The organism is Tetragenococcus solitarius NBRC 100494 (assembly GCF_001544195.1).
Classification (GTDB): Bacteria; Bacillota; Bacilli; order Lactobacillales; family Enterococcaceae; genus Tetragenococcus; species Tetragenococcus solitarius.
Genome location: NZ_BCPY01000055.1, coordinates 1 through 11,708, shown reverse-complemented (window position 1 = coordinate 11,708; position 11,708 = coordinate 1). Strand labels below are relative to the sequence as shown.

11 protein-coding genes and 1 pseudogene are annotated in these 11,708 nt (G+C 37.7%); 2 read left to right on the top strand and 10 right to left on the bottom strand.

Going from position 1 to position 11,708, the window contains the following annotated elements; genetic code table 11:
* Window positions 1-179 precede the first annotated feature (179 nt).
* Window positions 180-1,874: an oleate hydratase gene (locus TS1_RS11400; protein WP_068710624.1), complete on the bottom strand. Its 1,695-nt coding sequence runs from the start codon at window positions 1,872-1,874 to the stop codon at window positions 180-182.
* 39 nt (window positions 1,875-1,913) lie between these two features.
* Window positions 1,914-2,048, bottom strand: a complete 135-nt coding sequence (locus TS1_RS11395) for a hypothetical protein (protein ID WP_014125699.1) — start codon at window positions 2,046-2,048, stop codon at window positions 1,914-1,916.
* Between the two features lie 174 nt (window positions 2,049-2,222).
* Here TS1_RS11395 and TS1_RS11390 point away from each other — a divergent pair, with 174 nt between their 5' ends.
* Window positions 2,223-2,903 carry an IS6-like element ISTeha2 family transposase gene (locus TS1_RS11390; RefSeq protein ID WP_068710623.1) on the top strand — a complete coding sequence of 227 codons (681 nt, stop codon included), beginning with the start codon at window positions 2,223-2,225 and terminating at the stop codon, window positions 2,901-2,903.
* 55 nt (window positions 2,904-2,958) lie between these two features.
* Here the strand turns inward: TS1_RS11390 and TS1_RS11385 are convergent.
* From TS1_RS11385 to TS1_RS11360, 6 genes and pseudogenes are all read right to left on the bottom strand, one after another.
* Window positions 2,959-3,186 (bottom strand): annotated as a pseudogene (locus tag TS1_RS11385) (hypothetical protein); the annotation flags it as partial.
* Window positions 3,187-3,426: 240 nt separating this feature from the next.
* Window positions 3,427-4,593 (bottom strand): metal-dependent hydrolase family protein, encoded by a 1,167-nt coding sequence (locus TS1_RS11380; protein ID WP_068710621.1) that lies wholly within the window; start codon window positions 4,591-4,593, stop codon window positions 3,427-3,429.
* A gap of 230 nt (window positions 4,594-4,823) precedes the next feature.
* Window positions 4,824-5,402 (bottom strand): hypothetical protein, encoded by a 579-nt coding sequence (locus tag TS1_RS11375; protein WP_068710620.1) that lies wholly within the window; start codon window positions 5,400-5,402, stop codon window positions 4,824-4,826.
* An 88-nt stretch (window positions 5,403-5,490) separates the two neighbouring features.
* A complete protein-coding gene (gene rsmA, locus TS1_RS11370; protein WP_068710619.1) occupies window positions 5,491-6,384 on the bottom strand; it encodes a 16S rRNA (adenine(1518)-N(6)/adenine(1519)-N(6))-dimethyltransferase RsmA in 894 nt (297 codons plus the stop codon).
* On the bottom strand, window positions 6,381-6,947 hold the full coding sequence (gene rnmV, locus TS1_RS11365; protein WP_068710618.1) for a ribonuclease M5: 567 nt from the start codon (window positions 6,945-6,947) through the stop codon (window positions 6,381-6,383). Before rnmV ends, rsmA begins: the two co-directional genes overlap by 4 nt.
* Entirely contained in the window at window positions 6,944-7,714 is a 771-nt protein-coding gene (locus TS1_RS11360; protein WP_068710617.1) for a TatD family hydrolase, read from the bottom strand. The genes rnmV and TS1_RS11360 overlap by 4 nt, the downstream gene beginning before the upstream one ends.
* A gap of 431 nt (window positions 7,715-8,145) precedes the next feature.
* Between TS1_RS11360 and TS1_RS11355 the strand changes: the two genes are divergently transcribed.
* Window positions 8,146-9,027, top strand: coding sequence for a metallophosphoesterase (locus TS1_RS11355; RefSeq protein WP_068710616.1), 882 nt, complete (start codon window positions 8,146-8,148; stop codon window positions 9,025-9,027).
* Window positions 9,028-9,064: 37 nt separating this feature from the next.
* Here the strand turns inward: TS1_RS11355 and TS1_RS12815 are convergent, their stop codons facing one another.
* Window positions 9,065-10,831: a metal ABC transporter permease subunit gene (locus TS1_RS12815; protein WP_083498307.1), complete on the bottom strand. Its 1,767-nt coding sequence runs from the start codon at window positions 10,829-10,831 to the stop codon at window positions 9,065-9,067.
* Window positions 10,824-11,555: a metal ABC transporter ATP-binding protein gene (locus tag TS1_RS11345; RefSeq protein WP_068710615.1), complete on the bottom strand. Its 732-nt coding sequence runs from the start codon at window positions 11,553-11,555 to the stop codon at window positions 10,824-10,826. Before TS1_RS11345 ends, TS1_RS12815 begins: the two co-directional genes overlap by 8 nt.
* Window positions 11,556-11,708: the final 153 nt, after the last annotated feature.

The window sequence follows — 11,708 nt, the reverse complement described above, 5'->3', positions numbered from 1 at the left end:
GTATATCCAAATAATTTACTGTTATAAATTGTTTTGAATCGTTTAGAAAAACTTCTCGCAATCCTGGTTTATTGTTTACGACTATCATCTATACCAAAAAAGCCGCAACCTTTGATTACAGGATCAAGGAAGCAGCTTTTTTGTGTAGGCGCATGTATTCATTTTTCAGTCTGCAGGTCTTACGCAAACATCTTCTTCGCCGCACGAGCCAACGTTTTCAAATCTTTGTCATAGCGTGGTGTAGGTACCAACCGTGACATTGGTATGCCGGCAAAGTGGAATGCCGCAATTTCCCCAGAACGGACAGCACTTTGTTCTGTGAAAATCATTTGATAGGGTTGTTCGACGAATTCTCCAGTGAAAGCCAGATTGGTGGAATGAGCTGGAATCACTTTTGGCCGATCACTTTTGGCACGATTGTTGAACAATGCAGAGGCATACGGCATATACACAGGAATATTGTTGATGACACTATCCATGATCAATGCTTCTTTGTCTCGAATATTGCCCGGTCCGGGATCGACTTTAGACAACTGGCCAATCAATTCTTGCACCATTTCTTTCCCAGTCATTTCGATATAGGGTTTAGTCACAAATTCTCCTACTCGACGCGGATATAAGAAGTACCCCCAAATGACGGTTTCATTCGGTTTTTGACTGGTGAAGTGTGGTTGGTGATGGACCACGATCGACATATTGACATCTTTTTGATGTAAAGGCGAAATCGGCGTTGTGGAAATAAATGAATTCAAGGCATTTCCTGGTTCTTGTGTAGTGATACGTGTGATTTCATTCAGTAATAGATGGTCTTTGGTCGTCAAAGTAAAGCTGACCCACTCGCTCGCATCACGATCCGCGAAAAATTTATCCGGGGTACCCAGATTATAAAACTGCTCAGCCGCTTTCTTCCAAAGACTAGAGGCTGCACCGTAATCCATATTTTCTGCAGCTGGTGTATCAAAATCACCTAATGTCGCTGAATCAGTGATTGACCCATTGGTAAAGATAACAGCTGTATCATCATCAACTGCAACATACTCTTCTTGATTGGTCGTCACATTCAACATATGCAACCCAGTCACAGTGATTTTATCTTGCATCGTGGTGTCTTTGAACGACCAATCTGTGACTAACCGATCGAGGACGATGTGGCACCCTTGTTCTTTCAAGTAATTGATCAAAGGCAGCATAATGCTTTCATATTGATTGTAGCGTGTCCGATTGACCCCAACTAAATGCTCGATTTGTGTAAATTCGTAAATCATTTGGTGCATATAGCGCCGTAATTCTTGCGCGGAACTCCGGGTCCGAAAGGCAAACGTTGTTTCCCACATGTACCAAAAATTGGATTCAAAAAAGGCTGGATCTTCTTTGAAGTATTCGGCAATGGTGACATTGTCTAATTTTTCTTCATCACTGTCAGACATCATGATCATTTGTGTCAGCAACATACGGCTTTTATTGTTCAAACCTAAATGACCGCCATCAATGATCCCCTTGCCGCCTTCCAATAGTCTGGCTTTATCAAATGTCCGATGTTTCGCATCAAAATCGCGGGTATCTTCTGCAGCGGTCATGTTTGATTCCGTCGCAGAAGGAATCCGATCCAACAGATCCATCAAGTCCACGTAGGTTCGATAGTTTAACATTCGGCCGCCTCGCGCCACATACCCTTTTTGATTCTCCATAGGATGATTCTTGTTCCAGTATTCATCTGTGACATCCCCAGTAGGTGCCCCATCATTTGATCCATGATCGTCGAGAGAGTAAAACGTGATTTGGTCGCCTTGCCATTTGCCTTCTTGAATCAGGTAAACTGCGGCTGCCATATTGGATAATCCTGCACCGATCATGATTGCTTTTTTCTTTTGCATTGCGCTTCCTCCTATTTATACATCTTGCTCAACTTCCAGTTAATTCAATGTTGAATCATATTCATCGTATAACCAAGCATCATCTTCAAAGAAACCTGTCTTCTTCGCTAGATATCCTGCACCAGCTGCAGCGATGCCTAAACCGATACTTGATAAGATCATTTTTTTCTTCATGTGATTTCGCTCCTTCGTGATTATTCTATGTCTTATTCAACTTACGGGTTCATTGTAGTCCTTAGGAGGAAATAGTTCAAATGATAACCTATGTGATTTTAGGTTCTGTTGCAAAGTTCCCCATAACACCTGATTTATTGTAAAATGTAATAAAAAAGAATGCGAGGACAACAGATGAATCATTTTAAGGGCAAACAATTCCAAAAAGACGTGATTATTATCTCTGTTGGGTATTATCTTCGCTATAATTTGAGTTATCGTGATGTTCAAGAGATGTTATATGATCGTGGCATTAACGTTTCTCACACAACAATTTACCGTTGGATTCAAGAATATGGTAAGCTGATCTATCAAATCTGGAAAAAGAAAAATAGACAGTCCTTTTATTCGTGGAAAATGGACGAAACTTATATTAAAATTAAAGGGAAGTGGCATTATCTCTATCGTGCAATCGACTCAGAAGGCATGACACTGGATATTTGGCTAAGACGAAAGAGAAATACTCAGTCTGCTTATGCTTTCTTTAAACGACTATACAAGCAGTTTGGGGAACCGAAAGTTATCGTGACAGATAAAGCACCATCAATTGCTAGTGCTTTTAGGAAGTTACAAAAGCAGGGGCTATACAGCGAAACTGAGCACCGGACAGTCAAGTATCTCAATAACTTAATTGAGCAAGATCATAGACCTGTTAAACGTCGAAATAAACTTTATCAAAGTCTTCGTACTGCATCAACTACGATTAAGGGCATAGAAGCATTGAGAGGCATATACAAAAAGAACCGAAGAAATGGAACGCTCTTCGGCTTTTCGGTATCTACTGAAATTAAAGTTTTGATGGGTATACCAGCATAGTCAAAGTATCAGAATGGGACTTTTGTACTCAGTATTGAAACTTTGCAACAGAACCCATCATTGTTCCCAGATGAACTAATAAGACAGGAACGATAATCGCGATAAACTCATCGCCAAAAGACGCTTGAACCGCAATATCTTTGGGTAAAATCGTCCAGAATCCTATAATAAATAAAATAGCTGTTATAAAAATTGATGGAATATATGCCTTTGAAAAAGTTGATACCCATTCACCAATAAAAATAAATACCATAACTACTAAAAAGGCGATTAAATATTTCATACCATCCCTCCTTGGTCTTTTGATTTGATAAAAACAAATACTAAACCTAATTTATTTGTATGTAAAGTATTTTTTGGAATTTTCTCAAAACTTTTTATTTTCAAATTTTTTATCATATTAACGACGATTGATTTTTTGACAAATAATTTTTCTTTCAACAAAAACCATTCTTCAAATAACTAACAAAAACGCCCAAACGCTAGTTTCTAAAACTAACATTTGGACATTTATAGTCATCGATTATTCTACTTTTTTGCCTTTTTTATAAACTGTTTTTTCTTTTTGCAAGACTTTAATCTCTGTTAATGGGTTCTCATCTAGAACAATAAAATCAGCCATTTTGTCGGGTTCAATCGTTCCTGCTTGTTGATCAATTTGTAATAATTGTGCTGCATTCACCGTTGCTGCCTGAAGGACTTGTAAATTCGTTACACCGGCATCTGCCATGAGTTCAAGCTCGATGGAAGAATTTTTATCAAAATTATTAAAGGCAGTACCTGAATCGGTTCCCATAGCCAATTTTACGCCGGCTTTAGCGGCTTTACCGATGCTTTGTATATGAGCTTGTGCCAGCTCTATCGATTTTTTAACCATGAAATCAGGAAGCGTTTCTGAATTTTGATTAATTGCCCAAGGGGCAGCTAATGTCGGCACAATATAAGTTCCCTTTTGTAAAAACATCTCAATGGTTTTTTCATCTAAATAAACTGCATGCTCGATAGAATCGACACCCGCACGGAGTGCATTTTGGATACCTTCTGTTCCTTGAGCATGAGCATTGGCGGTGCGCCCTTTATGATGCGCTTCTTCTACAGCGGCTTTTAATTCGGCTTCTGTTAATTGAATATCATGAGGCGTTTCGCCATCAAAAGATACACCACCAGTTGCCATCAATTTAATATTATTGACGCCTTTTTTCAATAATACCCGAGCATATTTTCTTACCTCATCAACACCGTCAACCTCATAAGAACCCGCACTGAAATGTCCACCTGTCATAGTTAGCGGAGAACCTGAAGCAACAATACCCGGCGCAAATAATTCTCCTTGTCTTTCAAGTGCAGCTAATTCGATATCAATATCAGCGATCGAGCCAACGTCGCGAATGTAGGTAACTCCGTCTGCTAATAATTTTTGTAAATTGTTTAAGGCCAAAAAAGTAGCCGTTGGCGCTGTCGCATCCGGAGAACCCAATTGCGCAATTTTCCCATAAGGGTCAGCTACAATATGCGTGTGGGCGTTAATCATTCCCGGCATGACATATTTGCCAGCAAGATCCACTGTTTGGTCCCCTTGTTTCTCTTGGACAAATCTGCCATTTTCATCATCCATGACAAAATTTAAGCTTTCAAATTGCTCATTTTTTCCAGTAAATACCTGTGCGTTTTTATATAATGTTTTGGTCATATATCAGACTTCTTTCTTTATATTTAAAAAACATGGTAAATCTAATTCATGAGATTGTAAAGCTTATTTTGGAATTTTCTTACAATTAAGTTTATTCGCCTATTTTTATGAGAAATAGACCTTTGCTATTTTTTCTTGCCAATAATAAATTTGCCATAAGTTTTGCTTGAAGTTTATCGCAAACGTCATTTTATTTTTGGTACGATCGCAAGACTTTTTTCGCTAACTTTTTACTTTACTTTGGGGAAAGCGATTGTTTTAGCTTTTTTAAATACAGGGACTGCATAAACTTTACTAAGAGTTTTCACTACAAAAAAAGCGATATTATAGTCAATCAGACTATGAATAACCCCGCCGATTCCGATAAAACCAAATAATAAAACAAATAAGGAACCCTCATAATGAACTTGCGAACTGCCCCCTAGTAAAAAGGCCGCTACAACGAACGTTTCAATCGCAGCATGAATGATTGCTATAGCAAAATTATATAATTGAAACTTCTTCGGTTGATAAACAATTTGTGGTCGTTTTTGTAAATACCAAGCACCTAGTAGGGCAAAAACCAAGTGAGACAATGCCCGCAAGGCAATAATAAAAGGCGCCGTTAATAAAAAACCAAAAGTCGTACCTAAGGCAACAATAACCGCCATCCGTGGTGAAAAAAACATCGCTACAAATAATGGCACATGACTTGCCAAGGTAAATGAAGCAGGACCAATCACAATCCGTGGCATAACAAGAGGAATTAATACGCCTAAAGCAATTAATAAAGCTGAAATCGTTAACTGTTGCACAGAGTTTCTTTTCATTTAAGTTCTCCTTATCAGGTGTCTTGACACCTTTAGTTGAGCTAAGTTTACTGACAAAAAGGCGAGCTGTCAAGACAGCTCGCTCTTTTTATTCTTTTTCAATTCTATTTTCTTCCATCCGATTACTCAAACGAGCAAATTCCTCTAACGATAAGGTTTCTCCACGACGTGATGGATCGATTTCAGCTTCTGCTAAACTTTTTTTTAGCCTTGTTTTAGTGACAGTTTCTTTGCCGTAAGCGTGCTGTAAGTTATTCCACAAAGTTTTTCGACGTAACTGGAAAGCAGCTTTTGTTAGTTTAAAGAATGCTTTTTCATTCGTTACTTGTACTTTAGGCTGCTTGCGGCGAGTTAATTTCAATAAAGCAGAATCCACCTTGGGTTGAGGAACGAAAACCGTTTTAGGTACAATAAAGGAAATCTCGGTGGCCATATAGTATTGCACGGCAATCGTTAATGAACCATAGTCTTTTGTCCCAGGCTTTGCGTTAATACGCTCTGCCACTTCCTTTTGCAGCATAACAATCATTTGATGGACTGCTAGGTCCGATTCTAAAAAATGCATCATAATAGGTGTCGTGATGTAATAAGGTAAATTTGCGACCACTTTTACTGGCAAATCTTTGGTAAACACTTTTTCCGTTGTTTTAACTAAATCTGTTTGTAAAACATCTTGATTGACAATCGTTACATTCTCAAATGCTTGTAAAGTATCTGCTAAGACGGGTATCAAGCGTTGATCAATTTCAAAAGCCAACACTTGATTCGCCTTTTGTGCTAAGTGCTCGGTTAAAGCACCAATCCCCGGCCCTACTTCAATGACATTATTGTTTTTAGTTATCTCTGCAGCTGCTACAATTTTATGCAAAATGTTGGGGTCTGTTAAAAAATTTTGTCCTAGGCTTTTTTTCAAAGTAAAGCCGTGACGCACTAAGATTTCTTTTGTTTTTGAAGGTACCGCAATTTCTCTGTTGTCTTTCACAAATTTTCCTCCACAATTTTCATGGCTTTTACTAAGTCTTCTTCTGTCACCCGAAACATTGTCAAACGTTTCTCCAGTTGTTTACCATTTGTATAACCAATTCGTAACTCATCTCCTAATAACTCACGTCGTCTTTTCGCTTTTTGTCCGCCTATTAGACCATAATCTAGCAAAATTTGACGCGGAATTTTAGGAATATCTTTTTCCTTAGTGGGTGTTGCTAAATGTTCTAGTGCTGCCAAAATAGCTTCATCACTAGCATGCTCTACACCTAAACTAGCGTATTTTTTCTTCCCTCGAGCTTTATCACGCGGTAAAAACGCATGCTTAGCGTCGGGAACCTCTTCCATAATAATCTTTCGAATCTTTTCTCCTGAATAATCAGGATCGGTAAAAACGATGACTCCCCGCGTTTCTTGCGCATGAATAATACGTTCAATAATCTCTTCATTGATCGCTGAACCAATTGTCTCAATCGCATCTACGGCTAGCACCTCTTGGAGGCGACGAGTATCGTCTTTACCTTCAACGACAATAACTTCTTCAATTTTTTCTTTGCTCATTGTTCAATACCAAATAAGCGATGAGCATTGGCTGTGGTTTGGGCAGCCACTTCTTCTACGCTTAAATCTTTTAATTCAGCAATTTTTTCGACAACATAGCGAGTGTAGCCCGGTTCATTTTGTTTCCCTCGGTAAGGAACGGGTGCTAAATAGGGTGCGTCTGTTTCGACCAACATTCGATCAAATGGCATTTTTTGGGCTGCTTCTTGTACTTCTAATGTCTTTTTAAAAGTAACAACACCGCTGTAAGACAAATGCATTCCTAAATCCAAAAATCGTTGCGCCCATTCGTAATCGCCGTTAAAACTATGCATAATCCCACCGATGTCATGAACTTTCTCGTCTTTTAAGATACGATAAGTGTCTTCCATGGCATCTCGATTATGTACGCTAAAGGGTAAATGCATTTCCCGGGCAATCGCAATTTGGCGACGAAAAACTTTTTCTTGCACCTCTTTAGGATCTTCCATCCAGTGATAATCTAATCCTGTTTCTCCTAAAGCAACGACCTTTTGCTTACTTAGTTCCTCTTGCAAATAATTTTCGACTTCTTTGGTATAACTGCCAGCTTCAGTGGGATGCCAACCCACAATACTATAAATATTGTCATATTCTTGACTTAGTTTTTGCGTTTTTTCAATTGTAGGATAATCAAATCCAACTACAGCCATTTCAGTAACACCTAGTTCTTTGGCATGTGCTATCTTTTCGGCTTCAATTCCTTCAAATTCTTCCGCATTTAAATGCGTATGTGTATCAAAAATCACAGAAATTCCCTCCTTATTTTCTTGGCTATGGAGAAAGCTTTTGTCATCTGTTATCCATCTTTTCAATCTTGAATAACAATTTTACAAACTTTTCTTCATTATTTAACGAGTCTATGCTTTTTGTGTTTTTTTCAAGCTTTTACGGATACTCTCTTCACTTTTTGCTATCTATTTTTGGATAAGTTTTTTTAACTTCCTTATTCATTTTTTTCTTTCCTTTATCCATTATATAAACATTTCAATATCATAAGTTTAAATTCCTTATACATCCTAGCATATTTTGCTTATTTTTAGAAATCCTGTTTTTTGTCAATAATATCCTAGCGATAGCAAAAGTTTTCTTCTTTGTTCGATTGCATTTTTTCGATAATTCCACTATTCTATATAGTATGTATAGTTGTGTTAAAAAAATGGCAAAGGAGACCGATTAAATGTACATTATTTTAGGAATTTTATTCCTTATTTTTTGTCTAATCTTTTATATGGTCTTCATCGAACCACGCCGTTTAAAAGAAAAACATTATTTTATAAAAAAGAATAAAAAAAAAGTGCTCGATATTTCCAATGCATTTGACCTTTATGAACATGACTCTAACATCGTTATCTGTCACTTAAGTGATTTTCATTTTGCCCGCAGCTTTAAACCCCAACGTATTAACCGCGTCATTCGTTCCATCATGGATATTGCTCCTGACTTGATTGTTTTTACTGGCGATTTAATTGATAATTATGAAAAATGGCCGCATAAAGAGACACAACGTCTTGTTGAAAAATTAAAACGAATGACCGCCCCCATGGGAAAAATTGCGATCTTAGGTAACCACGATTACCGCAACGAAGGATATTACTTTGTCAAAGAAGTTTTAAGCGAAGGCGGCTTTACCGTTTTGGAAAACGAAGAAATTTTTGGTTCAAATGATGAAGTTTCCATTAACATTGCTGGTATGGATGATTGTTTAAGCGGAGAACCAGAGTTTCATTTTGAACGTACCTTAGCCCAGTGGCATCTGCTTTTAGTCCATGAGCCAGATGCTGTTTTAGACACTGAAAACATCCAAAATTTTGATTTAATTCTAGCAGGCCACAGTCATGGTGGACAAGTTCGACTTCCTTTTCTTTTTTATAAAACGAAGGGTTCTATGACTTACACTCATGGATTATATTTGTTAGCTGAAAAAACATTGCTTTCTATTAGTAACGGTATTGGTACATCAAAATTGCCCTTACGTTTGGGCGTTCCTCCAGAAATTATTTATTATCATTTAGCTAAAAAGCCAGCTGAAGTAGAAGAAAAAGAAGAACAAAAAGATTAAATCCCATGAAATCAAACATTTGATTTCATGGGATTTTTTAATCTTGTGTTAAACCGTCATGAATGTGATCGATATTCCATTTCATCATCGAGTAGTAGCTATCTCCGTCTTTTCCTGCTTCCGCAATCGAATCGGTAAAAATTTCTGAATAAATTGGGATCCCGGAATCTTTGGAAACACTCTTCATTGGGCTCTTGTTTACACTCGTTTCCACAAATAATGCTTTGACATTGGTATCCTTCAGTTGATCAACCACTCTTTTCGTCTGCTCTGGCGTCCCTTCTTCTTCGGTATTAATTTCCCAGATGTAAGAAGCAGGGATGTCATAAGCTTGGGAGAAATACTTGAACGCTCCTTCGCTGGTTACAAGTAGTTTTTCATCCTCAGGAATGTCATTAAATTTACTTTTGGATTCTTGGTCCAATTCACCTAATTCATCTAGGTAATCGTCCAAGTTTTTTTTGTAATAATCTGCATTCTCCGGATCTTTTTCGCTAAGGTGATTTTCGATATTTTCAGCGTAAGTCATGCCGTTTTCTAAGCTCATCCAAGCGTGGGGGTCTTGTTGACCTTCATCTTCACCTTCTTCTAAGTAAAGCGGCTTGACGCCTTTACTTACGGCAAAGTAATCTTGCTCTTCTTTTTTATCGGCATTTTCCATAAGGTTATTAAACCAAGCATTCCCGCCAGTTTCTAAATTCAAACCGTTATAAAAAATCACATCTGCTTCTGTTGCTTCTTCGATATCCTCGGGTAAAGGTTCATAATCATGCGGATCTCTTCCGACAGGAACAATACTGTGCAAGTCGATCCGATCTCCGGCTATTTCTTTGGTCATATCATTAATAATTGAATTTGTTACGACAACGTCAAGTTTTTCTTCATCTTGACCAGCACCTGAAGATTGTTGATAGGTATAAAAACCGATACCGCCAGCAAATAATGCTGCGACTAAGCCAACAATGAGATACCCTCTTTTTCCATGTTGCAGACGTTGTTTAGGGGACAAGAAGAAACCAATCACAAACATAAAGGCTGCTGTTAATACAATACTCGAACCCGCTGCAATATTAAAACTATAACCGATAAAAAGACCGAGAAAGGAAGAAACACCGCCCAAAATCGCCGATAATACAATCATATTTTTCAGTCGTTTTGTATAAAGGTAAGCCGTCGCCGCTGGTGTTACTAAAAGTGCAACAATTAAAATTGTTCCGACACTTTGCATAGCTGTGACAGAAACCAATGTCAATAAAATCATCAATAAATAATGATACCCTTGTACACGCATGCCAAAAGCTTTGGCCATATTGGAATCAAAAGATGTAATCAAAAGCGGTCGATAAAAGATCGCCACTAAAGCAATAACAAATAGCGCAATACCAATCGTTAGCCACTTATCTGCATCTTGAACAGCTAATACATTCCCAAATAAAATATGGAACAAGTCAGTTGAGCTGTTGGCTATACCGATCAAAATAACCCCGAGGGCTAGAAACGAACTAAAAGTAATGCCAATCGCTGTATCACTTTTAATGGTACTATTTTGTGAAATATAGGTAATGAGGACCGAGGCTAAAACACCAAACACAACAGCTCCTACAAAGTAATGAATACCGATAATAAATGACAGTGCCACACCCGGTAAAACCGCATGAGAAATGGCATCTCCCATCAAAGACATCCCTCTTAAAATAATAAAACAGCCAATCACACCTGCCACTATTCCAATGGCAACCGAGGTCACTAACGCATTTTGTAAGAAGTGGTAATCCAGTAAACCATCAATAAAATGACTAATCATTGGACTGCCCCCCTCCAACAAATATTGTATCTCCAAAGGCTTGTTTTAAGTTTGTTTTAGTAAATACTTCGTCTGTAGGTCCTTGAGCAATTAATTCTTTATTTAAAATGACTAATTCGTCAAAGTATCTTTCAACCTTACTTAAATCATGATGAACGATAAATATTTCCTTTCCTTCTTTTTTAAAGCCGTTTAATAGTTCCATGATAATTTGTTCGCTCGTTGCATCGATTCCCACAAATGGTTCATCTAAAAAAATAAATGTGGCATCTTGGACAAATGTACGAGCAATTAAAATTCTCTGGAATTGTCCCCCTGATAATTCGCCAATTTGCCGATCTTTAAAGTCTTTCATTTGAACTAACTCTAAGGCGTGATCTACTTTGTGCCAATCTTCTTTGGTAATCCGCTGGAAGAATCGTTTTTTTGGATATAACCCCAATGAAACACATTCCCCCACTGTAATGGGAAAGGTATAATCAATATCGCTTTTTTGCTCAACATAAGCGACTTCTTTTTTCCTCTTTTGCAGCGATTGACCATCGACTGTAGTTGTTCCGCTTCCTTCGATTAAATTTAAAGCAGATTTGATAAAAGTTGATTTTCCGGCACCATTAGGACCAATAATGCCAATAATCGCTGGTTTGTCTATAGTAAAGGATACATCAGCTACCGCTTGATGAACCCCGTCGTAGCTAGCAGATATGTTATCAAATGCTATCATTCTATACCTCCATTTACTTGGTTTTTAGGTACGCCTAACTTATCTTCAATTCTATTATATTAGTTTCGTTTCCTTTATGCAATAAAAAAATATTTTTTTCTTTTCTTAAGCTAAATTTGAAATAAAAAGTACGCATGAGCTCTTTTAAGAAAT